The organism is Pseudomonas sp. B611, from assembly GCF_055407965.1.
The window spans coordinates 79,511-103,426 of the sequence record NZ_JBUZST010000004.1 but is presented as its reverse complement, the minus strand read 5'-3'; the positions used below and the strand labels follow the sequence as shown (position 1 = coordinate 103,426).

Genomic DNA, 23,916 nt, shown 5'->3' with positions numbered 1-23,916 from the left:
CGGCGCTCAATCACGCTCTTTCAAAAAAACCTCAAGGATAAAAGGTCATGGACAACCTCAAGACCATCACCGCACAGCGGTTGTTGCAAACACTAAGCCCACGATTTGCTTCATGCGATGACGCGGCGCGTCATGCGCTGGCCCGGGTCGATCGGCAGGCCGCCCATGCTCAGGGCGGCTACCTTATTCGTGCAGCCGATGGCAGTTGCCATGCCTCGGCACCCCTTGGAGGGGCGCTTGATGAGTTGCTGTTCAACGATGCAGTCAGCATGGAGAGTGCCGGGAATCGCCAGCTACCCGAAGGGTATCGGTATGTCGGTTATTATTTTTTCGACATTGATCGGCACGCGCAAATATCCAGGCTGCGCCCCGCGTGGTCAGTGGACAGCATCGTATTGCAGCAAAGTATTGTGCCGGCCAGTGGGGTGGTGTCCTGTCTCCAGCTAGGGTTGGCGTTTTACAGTATTGGGCCAGAGGGCTCACTTGTGAGGTTCGCGCGTATCAAACAGCCTCGCGAGCTGGAGTACCTGCGCAGGCTGTACAAGCGGCTACAGACAGAGCCCGAACCGGTGCTGGAGGCTTCGGCGCAGGAGTATGTGCGCCATCTGAGTGAGGTAGCCGAGGTCAGGGTCATCGTGACGTCTGCCATTTGGGCGGGATGGCGCGGCAAATTGACGCCCAAATGGAAAGCGTATGCGCCCGACCCGGCCCCTGTGACCCCTGATCCGTGGGTGAGCCCGATTTTCGCGGATGCAACGTCGGCCCTGGCTTTTGTACACCCGCTGATGCTGCGCAATCCGACCGTGCTCCAGATAGGTTTTTTGCTCAAGCCTCAACAGGCTGAGGACTACATGGCCACCGAGCCCGTTGCGGTGGACGCGAAACCCTTTGACCCGTCAGCGGTATTTCCGACAGCACCTGATGGCCGGCTGATCCACTCGTGCCCCTGCGATATTATCGGTGTCTACAGCTTCGCCCCCGATAGATCAGCCCCGCCAACGGCCAAGGAACCCTGGCTTTACGAACGCTTCTTTTCACCCCGGATGTTGGCTGAGGCCGTGTGGTTGGCACACGGGCTGAAGAGGAAGGGGTTTACGTATTACCTGAGTACCTTTGACGGTGCGCAGTTGCGCTATACCGTGGCCGACCCTCAGGCCAGACTGCCGTTTTTCAACCCGCGCCATTCATCCACCCAATCGATCGACAATGGCTTGCAGGCTGATCTGGATGAAGGTGCGCTGATCCCCAGCGACTTTGTGCGGCAGGTCTGTAGCGCAGGCCAGTTGTCTGTGCTCAAGACCAGCCGCCTGTGGGATGTTGCTGGCAGGGTCGGGCGTTCATGGCAGCCTTATGCGGGTATGCGTCGGCCCTCCTTGAGCCCGGCATTTGTGCAGGCTGACGATGCGGCACGGCATGCGCACGAACGGATTGGCAGTCGTCGCGAGCGCGGTTATCTCGGCTTGATTTTAAAACGTGACGATCAGCGGTTTGTCGCGACTGAACCCCTACCGTTCAACGGTGAACGCTTTGACTTCAATCGGCATTTCCCCACCGGACGTTCGGGGCTGCCGTTTGCCCTGGCGTCGGGACAGATGCTGCATGGGGTCTACAGTTCGCGCTGGCTAAATGACTACCACGGCCATTGGGAAGGCGATGAGGCGTGGGTGGGGGCGCAGATGTTCATGGACACCGACCTCCAGCGCATCCTGACGATGCCAGGCCTGCCGGTGGCTTATTTGTCAGGTGCGGCGGACTGCCTGTTGGCTTATCAACCCTATCTGCCGGATATGACCCATCGCCTGCTGGAGCGTGCACAAACCGGCGAGAGTGGCAGTCGCCTGTTCCATGAATTGAATGACGGCACACTGCTGCCCAGCGACGTGGTCACTGAAATGACCTTGTCCGGAGTATTGCGCGTGGTGGTCGGCAACCGTATCTGGGGCCCGCCCGGGCCGGTCGAGAGCAGTTGGACGCCGGCGGATGCCCCTGACCTGGGCGTGGTGCCCAGCCAGCCGCAACTCGGCCCGGTGCATGCCTCGGCCCGCACGGCCGTGGAGGCCGCTTGCACTCATTGGCGTAGTCGTTATGGCCTGGACCATTGCGGCCTGGGTCTGGTGCTCAAACACCATGCGAGCCATGAGTTCGTGGCCACGCAGACTGTCTCAGGATCAAACCTGGACAGGCTGTATCACACCAGCCGTTTTGGTGCGACGCTACTCACCGAGTCGTTCCAGGTGTATGCCGTCTATTACTCGGCACGTGGGTTGTCCGGTGCACTGATGGGACAAGAGGCCTGGCTGGCCCGACATTTTATCGGTGCGACGGACTTATATGCTGCGCTTTACGACCAGCAAGGTGTCCGCCGCGGTGGCGGGCTTGCGCCGTTGCCGTTGTATCTTTCAACACTCGATGGTGCGCTGCTGGAATACCACACGCAGCAGGACCCGCACCCATTGTTCAAGGATGAGTCGGGTCATGTGGATGAACAGGTGCTGGTAAAAAAAATCGCCTTGACCCTGACGCCCCATAGCCTGGTGCAGCAGGTCGCCCAGAGTGGGCAGTTGTCGGTGTGGGGCATCAGTGACTATTGGGATGTGTCGGGGCCAGTCGGCGCTCTTTGGGCACCGTTTGCGCAGGTGGACCGGCGCTTGTTGGGGCCGGTGTTCATTACTCAGGACGACGCCGCGCGGCATGCGCTGTTTACGTTGGGTAGTCGACGTGACCGTGTCTATGGCGGGCTGATCCTGCGCCGCAGCGATGGCTTGTTCACGGCCACCGAGCCGCTGCCGGTGGGCGTGGAAGACTTTGCGCCGAGCTGGATTCGCCTGGACGAATTGGTCAACCAGGCACAGTTTATGGGAGCCAGCACCGCTGTGGCGCGCTACCACTCGGTCGTCGCGTGTGAGCCGCCCTTCGGCCTCACGGACGTTCAGCGAGCGGTGTACCTGGACATGTTCCCCAGCGATTTTCTCGGCGCGGTGCTGCGGCCTTCGACAGTCCCCTCCAAGCATACCCTGGGCTGCGAATACCGATTCTGCGCCGACGGTACCATTCTCTGTTTCACCGTCAGGGGGGGCGCGCTGGCGCATTCACTGGCCAATCTAGTGGTCGGCGCTTCACGCAATCATCCCAAGGCCAACCGATTGGAACAGGCCTTGGGTGATCGCCAAGTGACGCCGACGGAGTTCGTCAACCGTGTCGCGCGTGCCGGTGTGCTTCGGGTGGTGCAGGGCAGTGGCTTGTGGGGACGGCCCCGTCAGATCGAGGATTGGGCACCCAATGCGCTGTTGGATGCATCCGCTCCGGTGTCGTTGGACACAGGCACCAGTGCGGTTTTCGTGCAACTGCCGGACCTGTTGCATTACCTGCATCGCCAGGTCGCTCAACGCCAGCACCTGACATTTGGGTTGATCTTGAAAGCGCGTAAAGCCGAGCATTACCTGGCGAGTTTTCCGCTTGTGGCCGCAGATGCTGCGTTGACGCTGAACCAGGTATTTGTGGAGGGGTTGGCGCCCCATGGGTATGACGTACTGGGCCTTTACCTTTGCCCACCCACGCAGCCCGACATACTTGCCAGCGATCCGATCTACCGCCATTTTGTCAGCCCGCAGGACCTGGCGCGTGTCGTGGAGCTCAAGGGACCAAACGGCCAGGGCTACCTGTCGGTCTACCTGGGCTGCACGGATGGCGCCTGGCTCAGGTTCGACCGGCGCGACACAAGGGCGTTCGTACCAGAGGCGAGTACCGCTTGGTCGCGTTTGCAGGCAGGCACCCTCAAGCCCCAGGCCTATGTGCAGCAAGTGGCGGCGGCCTGGCCAATGACGGTGATAGTGACCAGCAGCCTCTGGCACACGCTCGGCGCCGTCAGGCCTCGATGGCAAATGCAGACACCTGGGACTGCCATTTCCCCAGCCTCGGCGCTGACGTTTGGCCCATTGTTTTCCCACCCCGACGACGCCGCGCGGCATGCCCGACATCGCGTCCGTCGTTTCGAGCGTCATGCTTTCCTGGGCCTGGTGTTGGTCGATGAAGGGGAAACCTTGTATGTCGCCGCCGAGCCCCTCAAGGATGAGGGCATTGAGTCGTCGGTCCCGCAGCGTCTGTTTTTGTACGAGGCTACCCTGCTGGGGCCCTCGCCGCGCAAGCCTGCGTATCCAGAAGGTTTCAAGTTGCTGGCGGCGCATTTGTTCTACAAGACGATGGGAGAAAGTCGCGAGTGGACCCCTGCAGGCCAGCAACTCGGCGAGCATTTTGTTGCGCGGGACGAACTGGGCTTTTATCGAAACCTGTTGAAGGTTGGCGGGGTGAAAGGTGCCTTTTGTTATCTGTCCACGCGCCAAGGGGCACTGCTCAAATATGTACCCAGGTTCTACCCGCAGGAGGAGGATCTTTTTACCGGGCAGCTGTTTTTCGGCCCGGACGATTACGCGCCGACGGCGTGGTTGGCTCGAATAGCGACGGATGGCGTGCTCGACGTACTCGATACGGATGATTACTGGACACGTAAAGGTGTGTTGAAAGTGAATTGGAAGCTTAGTCCAGGCGAGCAAACGCCACAGGTCCAGGTGCAGCCGATGCCCCCTGAAAAAGACGAGTTCTGAATGCCAGGCTTTAGCGCTTGCGCATCAACCCAATAAAAAACACCCCACCAATCGCGGCCGTGGCCACGCCGATGGGCAGGTCCTCGGGAGCGATCAGGGTGCGTGCCGCCACATCCACCCACACCAGGAACAGGCTGCCAAGCAGGGCGCATGCAGGCAATAACCGGCGATGCTCGGCGCCCACCAGGCGCCTGGCGATATGCGGCACCATCAGCCCGACAAAGCCGATGGAGCCGCTGATGGACACCAGCACACCGGTCATCAGTGAGGCCACCAGGAACACCTTCAACCGCACGGTGCGGGCGTTCAGGCCCAGGGTCACGGCGGTCTGCTCGCCGGCCATCAAGGCGTTCAACGGGCGGGCCATGCCGAGCAGGACCAGCAGGCCCAGCAGCACGGTGGCGCAAGGGATCGCCAGCAGTTCCCAGCGCGCCAGGCCGAGGCCGCCGAGCATCCAGAACATCACCGCCGAGGCCGCGCGGTGGTCGCCCATGAACAGCAACAGGTTGGCGGCCGCCATCATCACGAACGACACCGCCACCCCGCACAACAGCAGGCGATCACTCTCCAGCCGCCCATTGCGGCTGGCCACCGCCAGCACCACCAGCATGCTCAGCAGGGCGCCGATAAACGCGGCGATGGGTAGGGTCAGCAGGCCGATGATTTCGCCGACATGCAGCACCACGATCACCGCGCCCAACGTGGCGCCGGAGGTCACGCCGAGCAGGTGCGGATCGGCCAGCGGGTTGCGCGTGACCGCCTGCAACACCGCGCCGATCAACGCCAAACCGGCGCCGACCAGTGCTCCCAGCAGCATGCGCGGCACGCGGATCAGCCAGACGATATGTTCCTGCCCCGCCGGCCAGTTCACCTCGCCGACGCCAAAGGCCTTGTACAGCACGATCCGCCACACCACTTCCACCGGCACCCGCGCCGGGCCGAAACCCAGGGAGATCACGCACGAGGCCAGCAACAGCGCCGCGAGGGCGACCAGCAGCAAGGCGTAGCGACGGGAGATCATTCGCCGTGGAACCCCTTGGCCAGGGTTTCCACCGCCAGCACGTTGTCGATCCCCGGCGTGGCCTGCACGTAGGGGATCACGATGAACCGCTGGTTCTTGATCGCGTCCACTCCTTGCAGCGCAGGGTTATTCAGCAGGAATTGCTGCTTCTGTTCGGCGGTGATTTCGCTGTAGTCGACGATCACGATCACCTGCGGGTTGCGTTCCACCACGGTCTCCCAGTTGACGCGGGTCCAGCTGGCGTCGATGTCATCGAGGATATTGCGCCCGCCGGCGGCCTCGATCAGTGCTTGCGGCATGCCCAGGCGTCCGGAGGTCATGGCGCGGTCTTCGCCGCTGTCGTAGAGGAATACCCGGGGCTTGTCGTCGGGCAGGTCTTTTTGCACCTCATCGACCTGGGCCTGCATCTGCGCGATCAGGGTATTGGCGCGGTCTTGCACGTCGAAGATCTTGCCCAGGTTGCGCAGGTCGTTATAGGTGTCGTCGAGGGTCGCGGCCGGGCGCTTCATCACGAAGGCGCAGGATTCGGTCAGCTCGTACACGTTGATGCCCAAAGGTTGCAGGGTGCTCGGCGTGAGGTCGCCGCCGACGCGCATGCCGTAGTCCCAGCCGGCGAAGAAGAAATCCACGTTGGCGTTGAGCAGGGTTTCTACCGACGGGTACTTGCTCGCCAGCTCCGGCAGACCGTCGAGGGTGTTGGCCATTTCCGGCGTCACCGACTTCCAGCCGGTCACACCGCTGTAGCCGGCCATGCGCGACTTGAGGCCGAGGGCGAGCATCATCTGCGTCATGTTGATGTCGTGGCTGACGGCGTGCCTGGGGGCTTCCTGGAAGGTCACGTCGCGGTTGCAGCTTTTGACGGTGACCGGGTAATGGGTGGCCTCGGCGAATGCTACAGAGGCACCGGACAACAGGGCTACAGCCAGCAGGGAACGCAGGATCATGGTTGAGTTATCCAGGTGATTCGGGGGTAGTCGGACAAGGGGTGGGTGTCGATCAGCGCTTCAACGCCAAACACTTCGCGCAGCAGTTCGGCGGTCAGCACTTCATGGGGCGTGCCGCTGGCGACGATGCGGCCGTGGTTGATCACGTACAGGCGATCACAGAACGCGGCGGCCAGGTTGAGGTCGTGGATGCTGGCCAGGGTGCCGATGCTCAGGCGCTTGACCAGCCGCAGCAGCTCAAGTTGATAGCGCGGATCGAGGTGGTTGGTGGGCTCGTCGAGGATCAGCAGTTGGGGTTGCTGGGCCAGGGCGCGGGCGAGGATCACCCGTTGTTTTTCCCCGCCGGAAAGGGTGGCGAAGGCGTGGTCTTCGAAGCCTTGCATGCCGACCGATTCCAGTGCCTTTTGGATTAGTTGCTGGTCGTGCAAGGTGTCGCCATCGAACAGGCCTTTGTGGGGCGTGCGGCCCATGGCGACTACTTCATCGACCCGCAGGCCAAAGGCATCGGGGAACTCCTGGAGCACCACGGCGATGCGTTGGGCGCACCATTTGGCGCTTTGTTTCCACACGTTCTGGTGGTCGAGCACGACGTCGCCGCGTGCCGGCTGGGTGAAGCGATAGGCGCAACGCAGCAGGCTGGTTTTGCCGCTGCCGTTGGGCCCGATCAGCCCGACGAACTCTCCCGCACCAACCTGCAGGCTGGCGTCACGCAGGTGGAACTGGTGATGGCAGTGGCCTGCGGGGGACCAGTTGAGGTCGGTTAGGGTTAGCGATGTCATCAATACTCTCAGGTCAAACCAGGTCTAAGTGTGGGAGCGGGCTTGCTCGCGAATGCGGTGAATCAGTCGCGAAATTCTTTACTGATCCACCGCATTCGCGAGCAAGCCCGCTCCCACATTTTTGACCTGTGTTGTATCAGTTAAAAGGTGTAGTCCGCCGTCACGAAGAACGAGCGCGGCTCGCCCAGGATCCACTGTTGGCCGTCATTGTATTGGCTGACGGCATAGGTGCGATCAAACAGGTTATTCAACTGCAGGCCCAGCGTGGTATTGCGCATGGCCTTCCACGACACCGTCGCATCGACCACGGTATAGCTCGGTAGCTCATTTTGGTTGGCCATGTCGGCATACCGCGCATCTACATAACGCACGCCAGCACCGGCACGGATGTCGTCGGTCACGGCCTTGCTCAGCCACAGGTTGGCGGTGCGGCGCGGCACGTCCACAGGGCAGTTGCCGTCGCGGGAGACTTGTACGCCGTTGACGTCCTGCTTGAAGTCGTCGTACTGCGCATGCACCAGCGCCGCGTTGGCTTGCAGGGCCCAGGCGTGGGGCAGTTGCAGGTCGAGACTGGCTTCCAGGCCACGGGAGGATTGCTGGCCGACTTGCTGCTGGCGGCTCGGGTCGCCCGGTACGTCGGTGAGCAGTTTCTTTTTGACGATGTGGTAAGCGGCCAGGGTCCATTCGCCGCGCTGGTCCCAGAAGGCTTGCTTGATGCCGATCTCCGTCTGCTTGGCGGTGGACAGGTCGAACTGTTGCTGGCCGGGGCTCAGGGAAATCAGGCCGCCGACGCCGTCTGTGCTGGTGGCGTACTGGCCGTAGAGCGAGGTGTCCGGGGTGATTGCGTAGACCAGGCCGGCTTTCCAGTTGTTGCCGGTGAGGGTTTTGTCGGACTGGCTGCCATCGCGCAGGTTGTCGCGGTCGACGTGGGCGTAGTCGCGACGGATACCGGTGACCAACGCCAGTTGATCGCTGAGTTGCAGACGGTTTTCAGCGAAGCCGGCCACGGTTTTGGTGGTGGTGGCGAACAGCGGTTGGAACGCGCTGCTGCTTGCAAACTCGCCGGGTGCCGGGTGGTTGATGTCGATGGGTTGGCCATCGGCAAAGGTATCGGTGAACGGCGAGTTGCTGGCCAGGCGGAAGCGGATGCGGTTGTATTCCACGCCGGTCACGGTCTGGCTGTCGAGGCCGAACAGGGTGTGCTTGAAGGTGAAGGTCTGGCGGTCGCCGACCTGTTCCTGGTTGTGCTTGATGCCGTAATTGCCGCTGCGGGTGAGCTGGCCGTCGGTGAAGTTGTAGTTCTCGGCGTTCTGCCAGCGGCGTTGGTTTTTCAGGTAGAACAGCTCGTTGGTGGCGCTGAGGTTTTCGCTGATTTGCCACTCGCTGGTCAGGCGCGTCCACTGGTCGTTGTAGTGCTGGATGTCGTCGCGGACGTTGTAGTTTTTCTCGCGCAGGCCTTTGTGCAACTGGCCGTTGATCAGCGGCGTACCGAAGTAGTTTTGCGGGTGCTGGTCGCCGTAGTCGCTGGCGAGGGTGAAGCTGAGGTTGTCCGCCGCCTGCCAGCGCAGGGCGCCGCTGATGAAGTCGCTGCTGGAGTCGCCACGGTCGATGAAACCGTTGCTGCGCAGGCGGTTGAGGTTGAGGCGATAGCTCAGGGTGTCGGTCAGCGAACCGCCGCTGTCGAGGGCCTGTTGCTGGCGGTCATAGGAGCCATAGCCGAGGCGGATATGGTTTTCGATCTCGCCGTCGAACGGCTTTTTCGGCACGGTATTGATCACCGCGCCGGTGGCGCCTTCGCCGTACAGCACCGAGGCCGGGCCGCGCAGCACGTCCACGCGTTCCACCGCCCAGGTGTCCACCGGGAAGGTCGAGGTGCCCATGCCCATGTACATGCGGTTGCCGTCGTAGAGCTGCATCACCGAACCCTGGCCGGTAAAACCGCGGGCCGACAACGACGTGCCGCCGTCGCCCGGGGTGCCGGTGCGGCTGATGCCGGTGGCGCGGGAAATCGCGTCCTGCACGCTGGCGTCGCCGCGCTCGCGGATCTGCGCGCCGGTCTGGCTTTCGACGCTGCCAGGAGTTTGCAGGGCCGTGAGGTTCAGGCGCGAACCGGCGGTGGTCGGGGTCTTCAGGTCGATGTGTTCATCGTCCACAGCCGGTGCGGTGACGGGGCTGGCGGGCAGTGTCAGGGCCTGGGCGCTGGTGTGCAGGACGAGCAGGCACAGCCCGGACGCGAGGTACTTGTTCATGGGGCGATCAGTCTTCTTGGAGGGTTACTCGCCGCGTGTAGCAGCGAGCAACAATAACGCAGTAAGTGTTATAAGTTAACACTTATTCGCTGCGAGACAAAAGTCGCGCAAGGCTACAGAAGTGCTCTGTATAGGGCATCTCACCGGGTTCATGGCGAACCTGAGACGGATTCATGTTGGCCAAAAAAACGCGAGAGGATCAGACGATCCAAGGCCCACACGGCGATCAACGACGCGCCCACCAACGGGAAAACAACCGCCAGCCCGAGCATGATCACCATCGCGGTTTTCCACTTCGGCAGGTCATGGCGCAACGGCGGCACGCCGAGCTTGCCCTGGGGTTTGCGCTTCCACCAGATCACCACGCCGCTGACGGCGCTGAGCAGGATCATCAGGCAGATCAGCAGCACGATCAGTTGGTTGATCCAGCCGAACATCTTGCCTTCGTGCAGCATCACGCCGGTCTCGGTGGCGCGCGCGACCGAGTTGTAGTGCGCCCAGCGCACATCGGCGAGGACCTTGCCGGTGTACTGGTCCACATGCAGGGTGGCGTCGTTGCGCGGGTCGTCGGCGAACACCGCGACGGTGAACACGCCTTCGGCGGTGGTGGGGAAGGTGATGCTGTAGCCGGGCTCGACCTTGCGTGCGTTGGCCAAGTCCACCACCTGTTGCAGACGCAGGGTCGGCGCGGCGGGCGCGGAATGCATGGCGCCGTGGTTCATGTGCTCAGCGTGGTCGCCGGGCATCGGCATCGGCGTGTTTTCCATGGCCCAGGGCACGGTCTGCTGGCTCGCGGTATTGAGCACGCGGGCCTGCTGGTCTGACTGCGGCACATCGTTCCACATCGCCGCCGGGAATTTATTCCACAGGTCGGCGTATTGCTTGCCCCAGAAGCCGGTCCAGGTCATGCCGCTGAGCAGCATCACCAGCAACAGCGCCGCGCCCCAGAAACCGGTGACCGCGTGCAGGTCGCGCCAGAACACGCGGCCGCGACTGCTCAAGCGCGGCCACAACACACCGGCCGGCGACTTGCCGCGCGGCCACCACAGGTACACGCCCGACACCACCAGCATCACGCCCCAACCGGCGGCGAGTTCCACCAGGCGGTCGCCGACGGTGCCGATCATCAGCTCACCGTGCAGGGCGCGGGCGATGGCTTGCAGGTTGTATTTCGCGTCTTGCTCACCGAGGACGGTGCCGCGATAGGGGTCGATGAATACCGTGAGTTCACGGCCCTTGTCGTGCAGCACGAACTGCGCGCTGCTGGTGGTAGTCGCGGGCGGCAGGTATTTGCCGATGGCGGCCTGGGGGTAGGCGGCCTTGGCGCGTTGCAGTTGCTCGTCGGCGGTGAGCGCGTGTTCGGTGGCCGGGACGGTGAGCAGGTGGCCGTACATCAACGGGTCGAGCTGGGGTTTGAACAGGTAGATGATACCGGTCAGGGCCAGCAGCACCATGAAGGGGGCGACGAAGAGACCGGCGTAGAAATGCCAGCGCCAGGCCAGGTTGTAGAAGGAGATTTTTGGGGTGCTCATCAGGGGCTCCGCAAGGCTTTAGAAATTTTTGTCTGTTATGCCGCCTTCGCGAGCAAGTCGAATCGTCGCACCGCCGCTCCCACAGTTGAAATGCATTCCAACTGTGGGAGCGGGCTTGCTCGCGAAGCTTTTAGAAGTTCATATCAACTTTGGTCCACAGGGTGCGGCCAGGCTCCTTGATGGCCTGCGGATCATTGGCCGGGTAGCCGAACCCGGCATTGCCCGCCAGGTTCAAATGCTCGGCATAGGCTTTGCCGAACAGGTTGTCCACACCGGTGCTGACCTTGAAGTTTTTATTGATGCGGTACGCTGCGTTCAACGAGAACACGCCAAAGCCGCCGCTCTTGTCGTAGTCCTTGCCGACCACATTGCCCTTGTTCTGGTCGATGCGGTTTTGTGCCGCGACCACCCGCCACAGGGCGCCGGCGCTCCAGTCGTCTTCGCTATAGGTGAGGCCCAGGCGCGCGTCCAGCGGCGGCATTTGTGGCAGGGCCTTGCCGTCGCTGCTGTTCTTGCCCCAGGCGTAGGCGAGGGTGGCGTCGGTTTTCCAGTGACGCGTCAGCTTGTACGCCGCGCCCAGTTCGCCGCCCATGATGCGCGCGTCGACGTTGCGCGCCTGGGAGGTGGTGCCCATCATCCCGGGCTTGTAGTCGAACAGGATGAAGTCCTGCACGCGGCCGATGTAGCCCGAGGCCCAGGCTTCGAGGTCGGCGCTTTTGTACTGCGCGCCAAAGTCGAGTTGGGTGGTCTTCTCCGGTTTCACACCGTCGAACGCGTTCACCGCACCCGCTGCGCCGGTGTTCGGCGAAAACAGTTCCCAGTAATCCGGGAAACGTTCCGAATGCCCAAGGCCGGCGTAGAGGGTGGTGGGGCTGTCAGCCAGGTCGTGTTCATAACGCACGAAGCCGGACGGCAAGGTGTCGGCGCGGGTGTTGTCGGCCGTCGGGTTGGGACGCTTCATCATTCCGGAACCGCTGGTTTGCCGGAAGTCTTTGGCGGACGCACGGTCCAGGCGCGCGCCGGTGATCAGGCGCTCGCGGTCGGCGGCGTACCAGGTGAGTTCGCCGAACACCCCGTAGTTGTGGAAGTTGGCGTCCTTGACCCGGGGCAGGTTCTTGTAGGTGTCGATGCCCATGCTGCTGCGCTGGCGATGTTCGTTGGTCTGCGCATCGAGGCCGCTGATCAACTGCACATCGGCCCAACGCCAGGTGGCCTTGATCCGCGCGCCGAGGGTGCGACGGTCGACATTGGACGCCATCGGCCCGGCCATCATGCCGGTGCCCGACGGCGTGCGCAGGCTGTAGTTGTCCATCACGTGGTCGGCGTAGTTGTAGTAGACCTGGGCCTCGACCTTGTCCAGCACCTCGCCGATCTTGGATTTTTCGAAACGCAGCCCGAGGCTTTCGCGCAGGAACTGCGAGCCGTCCATGCCGCGTCCGGCGTAGCGCGCTTCGCCATCGCCACGGCCGGCGGTGAGTTCCAGCAGGGTGTCGGCGTCGGGGGTGAAACCGATGGCCACGTCACCGTTCCACTTGTCGTAGCGCGAGGCCACGGTGTCGTTGTTGCCGTCCTTGTAGTCATCGGCGTGGGCCTGGTTGCCGATCACCCGCACATAGCCCAACGGGCCACCAGCGGCGGCATCGATGACCTTGTCGAAGCGCCCGTTGGAACCGGCCAGCACGCTGGCGTTGAGGCGAGTGCCCAACTCACCGAACTGCTCCGGCTCTCGTTCGAACAGGACCGTGCCCGCCGAGGCGCCCGGGCCCCAAAGCACGGTCTGCGGGCCTTTGATCACGGTGAGCTTGTCGTAGGTTTCCGGGGAAATGTACGAGGTGGGCGCGTCCATGCGGCCGGGGCAGGCGCCGAGCATCATGCTGCCATTGGTGAGGATATTCAGGCGCGAGCCGAACATGCCGCGCAGCACCGGGTCGCCGTTGGTGCCGCCGTTGCGCACCAGGGCAAAGCCGGGGATGGTCTTGAGGTAGTCGCCGCCATCGCTGGCGGGCACCGGCTGGCGCGGGTCCTTGGGGTTGGTGATCACGGTCAGCGGTGAGCTGGGCGCAATCGCGGTGATGACGGTGGGGCTCAGTTCGTTTTCATCGGCGTGAGCCAGTGGCACCAAGAGTGCGCCGCACAGAACAGCGAACACGGGGGTACATCCCAAACGGGAGTCAGCAGTAAACCTGGACATGACAAATTCCATCAATCAATCGTAAACAACACGGCCAGCAGCCTGCGGCTGTCTGTCTAAAGTCGGCCGGGGTGAAGTAACGCTGTGAAGTGCCTACGAGACGATGGGCGGCGCGCGGCTGCGGGCGCCGGGGAAGATGCTCTGCCGGGCATGTCCCAGGCGCGTGGCGGGGGTGAGGGCGGTGGCCGGCGATGGGGCGCCGAGGGTGAGCGTGGAAACGCCGCCGGGCAGGGCGGGGCAGCTGTAGAGCAGGTCGCAATAGCCGCACTTGGCCCAGAGGGCGTGGTGTTCGTCAGGGGCCTTTTTGTGATGGGCGTCGCCGTGGTCCATCGGCATGTCCATGGACATGCTCATCGACATACCGGCGTGATGATCCATCGGCATCGCTTGGGAAATCAGCGGACCGATAAAAATCATCAGCATGGCGAACAGGCTGATCCAACTGCCGCGCGTTACGCGGGCGTGTGGCGACAACCTGGCGCGAGGGGCGCCCATCGAGTGTTGGTCTAGTGGGCGTGTTTATGCTCGTGGGCGGCCATTGGCGGCACCTTCTGCACCGACACTTCCACCTCGACCTTGCCGGCTTTTTCGAAGGTGAGGGTCAGTGGGAATTGCTTGCCGTCGGCCAACAGGCTGCGGTCTTTGAGGCCCAGCAGCATGACGTGGTAGGCCATCGGCGCAAACGTCAGCTCGCCCTTGGCGGGCACGGCGACGCTGGGTACTTGTTGCATCTTCATCAGGTCGCCCTGCATGACGTGTTCATGCAGCTCGGCCTTGTCGGCCACGGGCGTTTCGACGCTGAGCAGGCGGTCCGGGCTGGCGCCGGTGTTGTGGATCACAAAGTACGCCGCGACCGTTGGCGCATTCGGCGGCAACTCCTGGGACCAGGGGTCGCTGACCAGCAGGTCGCCGGCCTTGTAGTCATCGGCATTGGCAGCACTGAACACCGGCAGCAACAACGCGGCCAGAAGCAGGGAAGATTTGAGCATGGCAGTTCTCCAGAACGGTTCTAAACGCAGTTCACTTGCGAAGACATCAGGCCGTTGGAGAGGCGCGCGGATTGAGGCTCGGCCATTGCTGGCGCGGCGTCGGGCTTTGCAGCTGGGGCGGCGGCAAGCTTTGAGCGGTGTTGAATTGCGTGAGGTACAACTGCGGCACATGCCCCGGCAACGCCACCAGTGGCGCGGAGCCTGAGCAACACCAGCAATGCTGCATGGTGGAGTGATCGTCCTGCTGCGGTGCCGGAATCTCCAGCTGGCCCAGGGCGATGGTCTTGAGCGTGGCGCCATTGGAGGAACAGAAACTGCCCCACATCAGTTGCTTGACTGGGTCATCCGACTGTTGCATCGCGCTGGCCAGCGGCATGGCAAAGGCGTTGAACAGCACTGCAAGGCAGGCGATCCAGACGATTGCAAAGCGTTGACGGGCCATGGCGGACAATCCGTAGGGTTAAACGATCAGGTGGGTATTTAGCCTGATCGTAGGGGATAAGTAAAAAGGGGTGGTGTGGTTTGGTGTCGCAGTGCTATCAGATCGCTGTGGCGTGAAGCTTGAGGCCTAGTGCTTTCATGACCTTCATGATAGTTGCGAATTCGGGATTGCCCGTGGCGGAGAGGGCTTTGTACAAGCTTTCGCGGCCGAGGCCGGCGTCGCGGGCGATTTGGGTCATGCCTTGGGCGCGGGCGATATCGTTGAGAGCTGAACGGATAAGTAAGCCATCGCCGGTATCTTCCTCGAAGCAGGCTTCAAGATATTCGGCCATGTCCCCGGGGGTTTTGAGGTGCTCAGCTACATCAAAGTCAGTAAATTTGGTCATTTGTCACTCCTTTTATCTAAACCTTCTGCAATTTGCTTCGCGCGCTGGATGTCACGTTTCTGCGTTGATTTATCACCCCCTATCAGCAGTAGATAAACCACTTCTTCTCTGCGTGTGAAATAAACCCGGTAACCAGGCCCGTAGTGAATGCGCATTTCTGATACGCCATCTCCTACTGTTTCACAGTCTCCGAAGTTTCCTGACTTTGCATTTTTCAACCTTGCCAATACGCGTGCACGGGCGGACTCACTGCGTAACGAATCAAGCCACTCCTGAAACTCTTTGGATTTCTTGAAATGGATCATTTTTATCGTATTCCTTGGGATACACGATGGCAAGTTGCGACGCGCTGCAAAGCAGGCATCCCCATTGCGGCTGGCTGATGCGAAACCGCGAAGGGGAAGGTTAGGGCGGGGGCTTTTGGCTGAGCCAGCCAGTTGGTTCGGAAGTGTTTGTAGGTGGATTCGGCTTCTCTGCGAAACCTTTACCTCAGCCAATGCACGGAGCTGCGATCTGGCATTTAACCCGGAAGGCTCGAAACGAGAGGAATTGCTCGGCGTTGCGCAGTTGATTGAGCTGGCGCAGTTGCTGGCGGATCGTGTGCACAAGGGTTGCGGCCCGGCGACAACTGCAGCCTGACAACACCGTCCAAAGTGTGGGAGCGGGCTTGCTCGCGAATGCGGAGTGTCAGCCACCCAATGTGTTGGCTGACACTCCGCATTCGCGAGCAAGCCCGCTCCCACAGGGGATTTGTGGTGTTTAGAGAGTGGTGATTGCCTGTAGTAGTGCAGGTACTGTGGTGAATTCTCGATCTACCTGAGCCAGAACGGGCCGCTTCAACACCAACACCGGCACCCCCAACGCCCTTGCCACTTCCAGCTTCGGCTCCGTCGCCGTGCTGCCGCTGTTCTTGCTGATCAGCACATCAATCCCACGCCGCTCGAACAACGCCCGCTCATCCTCGATCAAAAACGGCCCGCGTGCGCCGATCACTTCACAGCGTTCATTGCCCGGATACACATCCAGTGCGCGCAGTGTCCAGAACTGCTCTGGCGGGATCTCATGAAGGTGCTGCAACGGCTCACGCCCCAAGGTGAACAGCGGTCGTTTGAACGGCTCCAAAGCGTCAATCAACGAAGCCCAATCACTGACCTCCCGCCAATCATCCCCCGCCTGCGGCTGCCACGCCGGGCGGCGCAAGGCCCAGCATGGCACGCCGCTCAACTGCGCGGCCTCGGCCGCATTGCGGCTGATCTGCGCCGCATACGGATGGGTCGCATCGAGAATCAGGCTGATACCCTCATCCCGAACAAACTGTGCCAAGCCTTCTGCCCCGCCATAACCGCCAACCCGTACTTGGCAGGCAAGATCGGTCGGCACGCGCCCAACGCCGGCCAGGCTGTAGATATGTTCCGGGCCCAATGTGCGGGCGATAGCCAGCGCTTCAGTCACGCCGCCCAGCAGCAAGATACGTTTCATAGCGGCTTGACCACTTCCAGCAACGTAATCGGCAACGCCTGCCGCCAGGTATCAAATTCCCCCAGCGGCTGCGCCTGGGCCACGTGGATGCGCGTCAGTTCGCCGCCATGCCGCGCACGCCAGTCCATCAGGGTCATTTCACTTTGCAGGGTCACGGCGTTGGCGACCAAGCGCCCGCCCGGCCGCAGGTGTTGCCAGCAGGTGTCGAGCACGCCTTCGCGGGTGACGCCGCCGCCGATGAAGATGGCGTCCGGGGCTTCCAGGCCTTGCAGTGCGTCCGGCGCCTTGCCGCGAACCAGTTGCAGACCGGGCACGCCAAGGGCGTCGCGATTGTGTTCGATCAGGCCTTGGCGGCCCTCATTGGCTTCAATTGCCAGTGCGCGGCAACTCGGGTGCGCACGCATCCACTCGATGCCGATGGAACCGCTGCCCGCGCCCACATCCCACAGCAATTCGCCGGGCATCGGCGCGAGGCGGGCCAGGGTCATGGCGCGCACATCGCGTTTGGTCAGTTGGCCGTCGTGTTTGAACGCCGAATCGGGCAGGCCGGCCAGACGTGACAGGCGCTGAGCCTGCGGGTCGGCCACGCAGTCGATGGCAACCAGATTCAAATCGGCGACTGGCGCGTGTTGCCAATCAACAGCCTGTCCGTCGATGCGCCGCTCATCCGCGCCGCCCAAGTGTTCAAACACAGAAACGCGGCTCGGCCCAAACCCGGACGCGGCCAGCAAAGCGCCAATCAACGCCGGGCTGCCCCCGTCATTGCTCAACACCAACAACCGCACGCCACTGGCCAGATGGGCATTCAGTGCCGCCAACGGCCGCGCCACCACGGACAGCGTCACCACGTCCTGCAACGGCCAGCCCAAGCGCGCCGCCGCCAACGACACCGACGACGGCGCCGGCAAGATCAGCAGCTCATCCGCCGCCACCTGCCGCGCCAGGCTCGCGCCCACGCCGTAGAACATCGGATCGCCGCTGGCCAGCACGCACACAGGCTCGCCGCGCCGCGCCAGCACCGGTTCCAGGGAAAACGGGCTCGGCCACAACTCACGCGCGCCACGAATACACACCGGCAACAGGTCCAACTGGCGCTGAGCACCTATAATCCGCGTGGCGCGCAACAGGGCATGCCGGGCATTGCGGCCCAGGCCCTTGAAGCCGTCTTCACCGATGCCTACAACCGTCAGCCAGGGCGACATAAAGATTCCTTGAGCGACATCCGACGGGCAGGCTTTTCATGCCGCCGGACAAAGCAGGCATAATACCGCGCCTTTACCCATCGACCGGTAGCCCCGTGAAATCAACGCCCGCTGTGAATACCTTGCGCCCCTCGGCTTGTCCGGGGTTGCTGCGTATCGTCCAGGCGTTGGACGGCGGCATTTGCCGGATCAAACTGGCCGGCGGTTCCATCACCGCAGCGCAAGCCCATGCGGTGGCAGACGCGGCCCAGGCCTATGCGGGCGGGGTGATCGAGGCGACCAACCGCGCCAACTTGCAGATTCGCGGGATCGGCAGCGAGGAGGGCGCGTTGATCGCCCTGTTGTTGGCCGCCGACCTCGGCCCCAACAACGCCGCTGGTGACGATGTGCGCAACTTGATGCTCAGCCCCAGCGCCGGCATCGACCTGCAGATGCTCTTCGATACGCGCCCGCTGGCCGAACAGATCCTCAATACCCTGCAAAGCCACCCGCGTTTCCATGAGCTGTCGGCCAAGTTCGCCGTGCAACTGGATGGCGGCGAAGACCTGGCGATGCTCGAGCATCACCATGACCTGTGGTTGTCGGCGTTCGTACGCAATGGCCAGACGCTGCTCGCGTTCGGCCTGGCCGGTTGCCCGGGGCTGGATGCGCCGCTGGCCGCCGTGCCGCTGGAGCAGGGCCATGCCTTGGTGGTGGCCGTGCTGGAGGCATTTCTCGACCTCGCCACGCCAGCGCAAACCCGCATGCGTCATCTGGTTGTGGATAACTTGCTGAGCCGCCTCAGCCTGCCGCTGCTACCGGCCGACGGCTTCAAACGCCCGCCCAGCGGGGCTTTGCTGCACCTCGGCACTTATCCACAGGCGCAAAAGAATCAGTTCTATGTTGCCGCCCTCGCGCCCTTGGGGCGCCTGGACGCATCGATGCTCAAGGGCGCCGCGCAACTGGCCAGCGACTACGGCGACGGCACGTTGCGCTTCACCCCGTGGCAAGGCGTGCTGCTGCCCTACGTCGAAAAGCCCCACGCCGTGACCGAACGCCTGATGCAGTTGGGCTTTCTGTGTTCAATCGACCAGCCCCTGGCGCGCATGACCGCCTGCACCGGCTCCAGCGGCTGCGGCAAGGCCCTGGCCGACACCAAGGCTGATGCGGTGCAACTGGCCGCCCTGCAATCGGCGCATGACGTACACCTGTCCGGCTGCCCACGTTCCTGCGCCGCCGCGCACACCGCGCCGGTGACCTTGCTGGCCGTGAGCCCCGGCCACTACGACCTCTATTTTCGCGATGCAGCCCAGCCCGGTTTCGGCCGGCTGCATGCGCATGCCCTTTCTATTGAAGCGACGGGCGCCTTGCTGCGCGCCCGCCCACGGAGCAACACCGATGATTGATTACATCCGCGACGGTCAGGAGATCTATCGCAACTCCTTCGCCATTATTCGCGCGGAAGCCAAGTTGGAGCGCATCCCGGCCGACCTGGAAAAACTCGCGGTGCGGGTGATTCACGCCTGCGGCATGGTCGACGCCATCGACGGCCTGCAATTCTCCGAAGGTGCAGGCAAGGCCGGGCGCGATGCGCTGGCCGCTGGCGCGCCGATCTTGTGCGATGCGCGGATGGTCTCCGAAGGCGTGACCCGCGCGCGCCTGCCGGCCAATAACGAGGTGATCTGCACCCTGCGCGACGACAGCGTGCCGGAGCTGGCGCGGGAGTTGGGCAACACGCGTTCCGCTGCGGCTCTGGAGCTGTGGCGTCCGTACCTGGAAGGCAGTGTGGTGGTGATCGGCAACGCGCCGACCGCGTTGTTCTACCTGCTGGAAATGATTGATGCGGGCGCACCGAAACCGGCACTGATCCTCGGTTTTCCGGTGGGCTTTGTCGGCGCTGCCGAATCCAAGGCGATGCTCGCCGCCGACAGCCGTGGCGTGCCGTTCGTGATCATGCAGGGTCGCCTGGGCGGCAGTGCGATGGCCGCCGCAGCGGTGAATGCCTTGGCCACGGAGGTCGAATAATGCAGGCGCGTGGACGTTTGATCGGCCTGGGCGTAGGCCCCGGCGACCCGGAACTGATCACCCTCAAGGCCTTGCGCCTGCTGCGTGAGTCGCCGGTGGTGGCGTACTTCGTGGCCAAGGGCAAGAAAGGCAACGCCTTCGGCATCATCGAGGACCATCTGGTGCCGCAGCAAACGCTGATGCCGCTGGTGTACCCGGTGACCACCGAAGCCTTGCCGGCGCCGATGTCGTACGAGCAAGTGATCAGCGACTTCTACGACGCGGCGAGTGTGGAGGTTGCTGCGCACCTGGACGCCGGGCGCGATGTGGCAGTGATCTGCGAAGGTGATCCGTTCTTCTACGGCTCCTACATGTACCTGCACGACCGCCTGGCCGAGCGTTACGAAGCACAAGTCATCCCCGGCGTGTGCTCGATGCTCGGCGGTGCCTCGGTGCTCGGCGCGCCGCTGGTGTATCGCAACCAGAGCCTGTCGGTGCTCTCGGGGGTGTTGCCCCATGACGATCTCAAGCGCCGTTTGGCGGACGCCGATGCGGCGGTGATCATGAAACTGGGCCGCAACTTCCCGAAAGTGCGCCAGGTGCTGGAGGAACTCGGCCTGGCCGGGCGCGCGTTGTATGTGGAGCGCGCCACCATGGCAAACCAGAAGATCGTGGCGCTGGATCAGGTGGATCCGTCGTCGTCGCCATACTTCTCGCTGATCATCGTGCCCGGTGAACGGTGGCAAGGTTGATGAGCCCGGCGATTGTCATCCTCGGCCAGGGCAGCCTGGCCACTGCGCGCGCGATCCAGCAGGTTTACCCCGGTGCGTTGATCCACGGTCTGACGGGCCGCGTTGAAGGCGCCGACCAGACCTACAGCGAATTCGGCGCGACCCTGCGTCAGCTGTATCAACAAGGCACGCCGCTGATTGCGCTGTGCGCCGCAGGCATCGTGATCCGCACCCTGGCGCCGCTGCTGCTGGAAAAAGGCGAAGAGCCTGCCGTGCTCGCGGTGGCCGAAGACGGCAGTGCCGTGGTGCCGCTGCTCGGCGGCCTGGGCGGTGTGAACGTGATGGCGCGGGAGATTGCCGCTGCCTTGAACGTGGCGGCTGCGATCACCACCAGTGGCGAGCTGCGTTTTGGCACCTGCCTGCTCAACCCTCCAAGCGGTTATGAACTGGCCGACCTGGAGCTGGGCAAGCGCTTCGTCTCGGACCTGCTGGCCGGCGCAAGCGTGCGCATCGAAGGCGCGGCGCCGTGGCTGGACCACGCCGACTTGCCCCAGGACCAGCAGGCGCACCTGGCGATTCACGTGGGCAGTGCCGAGCGTGTGCCGGCCGCCAATGAATTGTTGATCTACCCGAAGAACGTCAGCGTGACCTGCAAGCCGGGCGCGCAGTTGGCCGAACGTGTGCGCGCAGCATTGCATGACGCGGGCATCGCCGTGCAATCCCTGGCCTGCCTGTTGGCCAGCGATACGCAGATGGCCGAAGCAGCGTTGCATGACGCTGCGCTGGAGCTGGGTGTGCCGCTGCGGTTTACCCGCGTCAGCCAGGACGCCGACATCGTGATCAACGTTGCCGAGCAGCCGTTGGACCTGTCCCAGGTAGGGCGTGTGCGCGGCCGTCTCGCCGTGATCGGCCTGGGCCCTGGCGCGGCCGAGCTGATGGTGCCCGCGGTGAAGGCCGAACTGGCCCGCTGCACCGACGTGCTCGGCTACGAAACCTATGTGCGCATGGCCGGGCCGTTCCGTGACGACCAGGTGCAGCACTGCACCGATAACCGCGAAGAAATGCAGCGCGCGCGCCACGCGTTCGAGCTGGCCGCGCAAGGTCGCTCGGTGGTGGTGGTGTCGTCCGGCGATCCGGGTGTGTTTGCCATGGCGTCGGCGGTGATCGAGGCGTTGCATGAGTCCAGTGATCCGACATGGCATCAGGTCGACCTGCAAATCCTGCCGGGCGTCTCGGCTTCCCTCGCCACTGCGGCCCAGGCGGGCGCGCCGTTGGGGCATGACTTCTGTGTGATGTCGCTGTCGGACAACCTCAAGCCCTGGTCGATCATCGAAAAGCGCCTGGACCTCGCGTCCCAGGCCGACCTGGCGCTGGCGTTCTACAACCCGATCTCGCGCTCGCGGCCGTGGCAGTTGGGGCGCGCCCTGGAGATCGTCGCGCTGCATCGCACGCCTGAAACGCCGGTGGTATTGGGCCGTGATATCGGGCGCCCGGGCCAGACCCTGCGTGTCACCACCCTTGGGCAACTGACGCCTGAGCAAGTGGACATGCGCACCATGGTGTTGATCGGTTCATCCACTACTTGCGTGTTCCCGCGCGCCGGTGGTGGTGAGTGGGTGTACACGCCGCGTTGGTATGGCGAGAAACCCGCCTCCTGAAAACACCTTCACGGCTGCCGGAAAGCTCCGAATGACCCAGGGATTTGCCTGCGGTTGTCCGGGGCTTTTTCTTTTTTACGCGATGAAATCCGGAAGGCCAGCAGGTACCCCGCGCGATTGCTGGACGCTGGTTTTTCGCGGGTGACGCCAAGGTATGTTTGTGGCGTGGAAAGCCTGGCAGCCACTGGACTAGTGTGAGGGCAAGCCCCATGTGGGGTGCTTGTGGAGAACTGAAAAATGGAGCGACATCACAAAAGGATCATCAGTGCAAAACGACGCAAGTTGATTGCCGCCTACAAGCTGCCAGGCTCGCCGGGATTGAATAGCTCATTGCCGGTGGACACGGCGGATGACAGTAATGCGGCGGTGGTCAACAACGGCGTGATCTCGTTTGTCGAGGGTATGTCGGCGTTGAATCGGGAATACATTCGCAAGAGCTACCTGCTGGCGAGCAGTTACGTCAGCGATGTGTTGAAGGTCCATCGAGGGACCGAGGCGTGGTACGACGAATTTATCAAGGTGATGATCAGCCTGGGCTGGCTGCCGCTGCGCAGCAGCTTTGAGCGGGTGGCCCGTTCCGGCAGGGGCCTGACGGTGCAACTGGCGGCGCTGAACATGATTGCCGCGATGCTGGCTTCGACGTCATTGGCCTCGCCGCTATTGGCGGCGTTGCCGAAGCTGGCGGCGGATGCGCTGGAAGCCATGAAGCAGACACCGGCGTCCTTTGAGCTGTTCAAGCGCAACAGCACGGTGCATGAGGGCGGTGACTTCGGCCTGGCATCCTGCGCGCAGACCGATGGCGAAGTGACGATGGTGCTGGTGACTTACAGCACCCGTGGCGTGAGCAAGCAGGTCGGCCTGCCGTTTCTTGAGTGGGACAGCTCATCTTCCGAGGCTTTCAGCGGGCAGACCTGCCTGGTGTTGAATACCTCGGTGGTCAACGAAAAAACCATCCAGCTGATGCGCGAGAGCGCGGGTGACAAGGTGCAGCTGGCGATCGCCAAATACCGGATCTAAGGCACCAGGTAGCCGCGCACCCCGGTAAAGATGATTTGTGCGGCGAGGGCGCACACGAACAAGCCCATCAACCGACTGACAATCTGCAAGCCCTGGTCACCGAGGATTCGCTCGATGCGGTTGGACAGGTACAACACCACGCCAACCGTAAGGCTGGCCAGGGCGATGCTGAGGATGGCGGTGAGCTTGTCGTCCCAGTGTGGCTGGCTGACGCCCATCACCAGCAGCGCACCGATGGTGCCGGGGCCGACGGTGAGGGGGATGGTCAGCGGCACGATGGTCACGTCCTGTTGCACGTTGTCGCTCTGCACCGCCGACTTGCCCTGGGCCATGCCCAGGGCGGAGATGAACAATACACTGCCGGCGCCGATACGGAACGCATCCACGGTGATGCCGAACACACTGAAAATCACGCGGCCGAACAGGTAGAGCAACACGCTCGATACCAGGGTCGCCAAGGCGACTTTCCAGGCCAGGCGCCGCCGCTCTTTGTTGGAGTAGCCACGGGTGAGGCTGATAAAGCAGGACAGCACGAAGAACGGGCTGTAGAGCACCAGCATTTTCAGGTAGACGCTGAATAACACGTGGAGCATGGGGGCGGCTCGTTGGGAGATAAGTGTGCAGAGTCTATCAGGCGGAACCGGTCAAATGTGGGAGCTGGCTTGTTGTGGCGAGGGAGCTTGCTCCCGCTCGACAGCGTAGCTGGAGCCGGC

Annotated in this window: 20 protein-coding genes and 1 pseudogene; 7 read left to right on the top strand and 14 right to left on the bottom strand. The window is 62.9% G+C overall.

The genetic code is table 11. The features are described from left to right. Positions 1-47 precede the first annotated feature (47 nt). Entirely contained in the window at positions 48-4,601 is a 4,554-nt protein-coding gene (locus ACZRMO_RS11275; RefSeq protein WP_463972903.1) for a hypothetical protein, read from the top strand. A gap of 10 nt (positions 4,602-4,611) precedes the next feature. Here ACZRMO_RS11275 and ACZRMO_RS11270 read toward each other — a convergent pair whose 3' ends face one another. The 11 genes from ACZRMO_RS11270 to ACZRMO_RS11220 all read right to left on the bottom strand — a co-directional run bounded on the left by ACZRMO_RS11270 (position 4,612) and on the right by ACZRMO_RS11220 (position 15,438). Then, positions 4,612-5,622 carry a FecCD family ABC transporter permease gene (locus ACZRMO_RS11270; protein ID WP_463972902.1) on the bottom strand — a complete coding sequence of 337 codons (1,011 nt, stop codon included), beginning with the start codon at positions 5,620-5,622 and terminating at the stop codon, positions 4,612-4,614. Then, a complete protein-coding gene (locus tag ACZRMO_RS11265; RefSeq protein ID WP_463972901.1) occupies positions 5,619-6,566 on the bottom strand; it encodes an ABC transporter substrate-binding protein in 948 nt (315 codons plus the stop codon). Before ACZRMO_RS11265 ends, ACZRMO_RS11270 begins: the two co-directional genes overlap by 4 nt. Further along, positions 6,563-7,345, bottom strand: coding sequence for an ABC transporter ATP-binding protein (locus ACZRMO_RS11260; protein ID WP_463972900.1), 783 nt, complete (start codon positions 7,343-7,345; stop codon positions 6,563-6,565). The genes ACZRMO_RS11265 and ACZRMO_RS11260 overlap by 4 nt, the downstream gene beginning before the upstream one ends. 140 nt (positions 7,346-7,485) lie before the next feature. After that, positions 7,486-9,594 carry a TonB-dependent receptor gene (locus tag ACZRMO_RS11255; protein WP_463972899.1) on the bottom strand — a complete coding sequence of 703 codons (2,109 nt, stop codon included), beginning with the start codon at positions 9,592-9,594 and terminating at the stop codon, positions 7,486-7,488. Between the two features lie 149 nt (positions 9,595-9,743). Beyond that, the gene (locus ACZRMO_RS11250) at positions 9,744-11,126 is read right to left on the bottom strand and encodes a PepSY-associated TM helix domain-containing protein (RefSeq protein ID WP_463972898.1); all 1,383 of its coding nucleotides are present in this window, start codon (positions 11,124-11,126) and stop codon (positions 9,744-9,746) included. Positions 11,127-11,256: 130 nt separating this feature from the next. Next, the gene (locus tag ACZRMO_RS11245) at positions 11,257-13,317 is read right to left on the bottom strand and encodes a TonB-dependent copper receptor (protein ID WP_463972897.1); all 2,061 of its coding nucleotides are present in this window, start codon (positions 13,315-13,317) and stop codon (positions 11,257-11,259) included. A gap of 93 nt (positions 13,318-13,410) precedes the next feature. Then, positions 13,411-13,812, bottom strand: a complete 402-nt coding sequence (locus tag ACZRMO_RS11240) for a DUF2946 domain-containing protein (protein ID WP_463972896.1) — start codon at positions 13,810-13,812, stop codon at positions 13,411-13,413. Positions 13,813-13,823: 11 nt separating this feature from the next. After that, positions 13,824-14,306, bottom strand: coding sequence for a copper chaperone PCu(A)C (locus ACZRMO_RS11235; protein WP_448186967.1), 483 nt, complete (start codon positions 14,304-14,306; stop codon positions 13,824-13,826). A 46-nt stretch (positions 14,307-14,352) separates the two neighbouring features. Further along, positions 14,353-14,748 carry a DUF2946 domain-containing protein gene (locus ACZRMO_RS11230; RefSeq protein ID WP_463972895.1) on the bottom strand — a complete coding sequence of 132 codons (396 nt, stop codon included), beginning with the start codon at positions 14,746-14,748 and terminating at the stop codon, positions 14,353-14,355. 97 nt (positions 14,749-14,845) lie between these two features. Next, positions 14,846-15,133: an addiction module antidote protein gene (locus tag ACZRMO_RS11225; protein WP_463972894.1), complete on the bottom strand. Its 288-nt coding sequence runs from the start codon at positions 15,131-15,133 to the stop codon at positions 14,846-14,848. Continuing rightward, the gene (locus ACZRMO_RS11220; protein WP_463972893.1) at positions 15,130-15,438 is read right to left on the bottom strand and encodes a type II toxin-antitoxin system RelE/ParE family toxin; all 309 of its coding nucleotides are present in this window, start codon (positions 15,436-15,438) and stop codon (positions 15,130-15,132) included. Before ACZRMO_RS11220 ends, ACZRMO_RS11225 begins: the two co-directional genes overlap by 4 nt. Positions 15,439-15,604: 166 nt before the next feature. Here ACZRMO_RS11220 and ACZRMO_RS11215 point away from each other — a divergent pair. Next, a pseudogene (locus ACZRMO_RS11215) lies at positions 15,605-15,772 on the top strand (DUF6124 family protein); the annotation flags it as partial. 120 nt (positions 15,773-15,892) lie between these two features. Here the strand turns inward: ACZRMO_RS11215 and ACZRMO_RS11210 are convergent. Continuing rightward, positions 15,893-16,612 (bottom strand): cobalt-precorrin-6A reductase, encoded by a 720-nt coding sequence (locus ACZRMO_RS11210; RefSeq protein WP_463972892.1) that lies wholly within the window; start codon positions 16,610-16,612, stop codon positions 15,893-15,895. Further along, positions 16,609-17,814, bottom strand: coding sequence for a precorrin-6y C5,15-methyltransferase (decarboxylating) subunit CbiE (gene cbiE, locus ACZRMO_RS11205; RefSeq protein ID WP_463972891.1), 1,206 nt, complete (start codon positions 17,812-17,814; stop codon positions 16,609-16,611). The genes ACZRMO_RS11210 and cbiE overlap by 4 nt, the downstream gene beginning before the upstream one ends. 38 nt (positions 17,815-17,852) lie before the next feature. Here cbiE and cobG point away from each other — a divergent pair, with 38 nt between their 5' ends. From cobG to ACZRMO_RS11180, 5 genes are all read left to right on the top strand, one after another. Then, entirely contained in the window at positions 17,853-19,199 is a 1,347-nt protein-coding gene (cobG, locus tag ACZRMO_RS11200) for a precorrin-3B synthase (RefSeq protein ID WP_463972890.1), read from the top strand. Next, positions 19,192-19,818, top strand: a complete 627-nt coding sequence (locus tag ACZRMO_RS11195; RefSeq protein WP_207043657.1) for a precorrin-8X methylmutase — start codon at positions 19,192-19,194, stop codon at positions 19,816-19,818. Before cobG ends, ACZRMO_RS11195 begins: the two co-directional genes overlap by 8 nt. After that, positions 19,818-20,549 (top strand): precorrin-2 C(20)-methyltransferase, encoded by a 732-nt coding sequence (locus ACZRMO_RS11190; RefSeq protein ID WP_257782623.1) that lies wholly within the window; start codon positions 19,818-19,820, stop codon positions 20,547-20,549. The genes ACZRMO_RS11195 and ACZRMO_RS11190 overlap by 1 nt, the downstream gene beginning before the upstream one ends. Beyond that, positions 20,549-22,186 carry a precorrin-3B C(17)-methyltransferase gene (gene cobJ / locus ACZRMO_RS11185; protein WP_463972889.1) on the top strand — a complete coding sequence of 546 codons (1,638 nt, stop codon included), beginning with the start codon at positions 20,549-20,551 and terminating at the stop codon, positions 22,184-22,186. Before ACZRMO_RS11190 ends, cobJ begins: the two co-directional genes overlap by 1 nt. A gap of 237 nt (positions 22,187-22,423) precedes the next feature. Then, the gene (locus tag ACZRMO_RS11180; protein ID WP_463972888.1) at positions 22,424-23,203 is read left to right on the top strand and encodes a hypothetical protein; all 780 of its coding nucleotides are present in this window, start codon (positions 22,424-22,426) and stop codon (positions 23,201-23,203) included. On the opposite strand, the gene ACZRMO_RS11175 is transcribed toward ACZRMO_RS11180, so the two are convergent. Beyond that, positions 23,200-23,796: a MarC family protein gene (locus ACZRMO_RS11175; RefSeq protein WP_017738529.1), complete on the bottom strand. Its 597-nt coding sequence runs from the start codon at positions 23,794-23,796 to the stop codon at positions 23,200-23,202. The two genes, ACZRMO_RS11180 and ACZRMO_RS11175, sit on opposite strands and share 4 nt — an antisense overlap. Between the last annotated feature and the right edge of the window lie 120 nt (positions 23,797-23,916).

Excerpts from the sequence above, each read along its gene's own strand:
- ACZRMO_RS11240 (WP_463972896.1), bottom strand. The coding sequence starts at position 13,812 with ATGGGCGCCCCTCGCGCCAGGTTGTCGCCACACGCCCGCGTAACGCGC.
- ACZRMO_RS11270 (WP_463972902.1), bottom strand. The coding sequence starts at position 5,622 with ATGATCTCCCGTCGCTACGCCTTGCTGCTGGTCGCCCTCGCGGCGCTG.
- ACZRMO_RS11235 (WP_448186967.1), bottom strand. The coding sequence starts at position 14,306 with ATGCTCAAATCTTCCCTGCTTCTGGCCGCGTTGTTGCTGCCGGTGTTC.
- cobJ (WP_463972889.1), top strand. The coding sequence starts at position 20,549 with ATGAGCCCGGCGATTGTCATCCTCGGCCAGGGCAGCCTGGCCACTGCG.
- cbiE (WP_463972891.1), bottom strand. The coding sequence starts at position 17,814 with ATGTCGCCCTGGCTGACGGTTGTAGGCATCGGTGAAGACGGCTTCAAG.
- ACZRMO_RS11260 (WP_463972900.1), bottom strand. The coding sequence starts at position 7,345 with ATGACATCGCTAACCCTAACCGACCTCAACTGGTCCCCCGCAGGCCAC.
- ACZRMO_RS11220 (WP_463972893.1), bottom strand. The coding sequence starts at position 15,438 with ATGATCCATTTCAAGAAATCCAAAGAGTTTCAGGAGTGGCTTGATTCG.
- ACZRMO_RS11180 (WP_463972888.1), top strand. The coding sequence starts at position 22,424 with ATGGAGCGACATCACAAAAGGATCATCAGTGCAAAACGACGCAAGTTG.
- ACZRMO_RS11225 (WP_463972894.1), bottom strand. The coding sequence starts at position 15,133 with ATGACCAAATTTACTGACTTTGATGTAGCTGAGCACCTCAAAACCCCC.
- ACZRMO_RS11250 (WP_463972898.1), bottom strand. The coding sequence starts at position 11,126 with ATGAGCACCCCAAAAATCTCCTTCTACAACCTGGCCTGGCGCTGGCAT.
- ACZRMO_RS11255 (WP_463972899.1), bottom strand. The coding sequence starts at position 9,594 with ATGAACAAGTACCTCGCGTCCGGGCTGTGCCTGCTCGTCCTGCACACC.
- ACZRMO_RS11275 (WP_463972903.1), top strand. The coding sequence starts at position 48 with ATGGACAACCTCAAGACCATCACCGCACAGCGGTTGTTGCAAACACTA.
- ACZRMO_RS11195 (WP_207043657.1), top strand. The coding sequence starts at position 19,192 with ATGATTGATTACATCCGCGACGGTCAGGAGATCTATCGCAACTCCTTC.
- ACZRMO_RS11265 (WP_463972901.1), bottom strand. The coding sequence starts at position 6,566 with ATGATCCTGCGTTCCCTGCTGGCTGTAGCCCTGTTGTCCGGTGCCTCT.
- ACZRMO_RS11175 (WP_017738529.1), bottom strand. The coding sequence starts at position 23,796 with ATGCTCCACGTGTTATTCAGCGTCTACCTGAAAATGCTGGTGCTCTAC.
- ACZRMO_RS11210 (WP_463972892.1), bottom strand. The coding sequence starts at position 16,612 with ATGAAACGTATCTTGCTGCTGGGCGGCGTGACTGAAGCGCTGGCTATC.
- cobG (WP_463972890.1), top strand. The coding sequence starts at position 17,853 with ATGCCGCCGGACAAAGCAGGCATAATACCGCGCCTTTACCCATCGACC.
- ACZRMO_RS11245 (WP_463972897.1), bottom strand. The coding sequence starts at position 13,317 with ATGTCCAGGTTTACTGCTGACTCCCGTTTGGGATGTACCCCCGTGTTC.
- ACZRMO_RS11230 (WP_463972895.1), bottom strand. The coding sequence starts at position 14,748 with ATGGCCCGTCAACGCTTTGCAATCGTCTGGATCGCCTGCCTTGCAGTG.
- ACZRMO_RS11190 (WP_257782623.1), top strand. The coding sequence starts at position 19,818 with ATGCAGGCGCGTGGACGTTTGATCGGCCTGGGCGTAGGCCCCGGCGAC.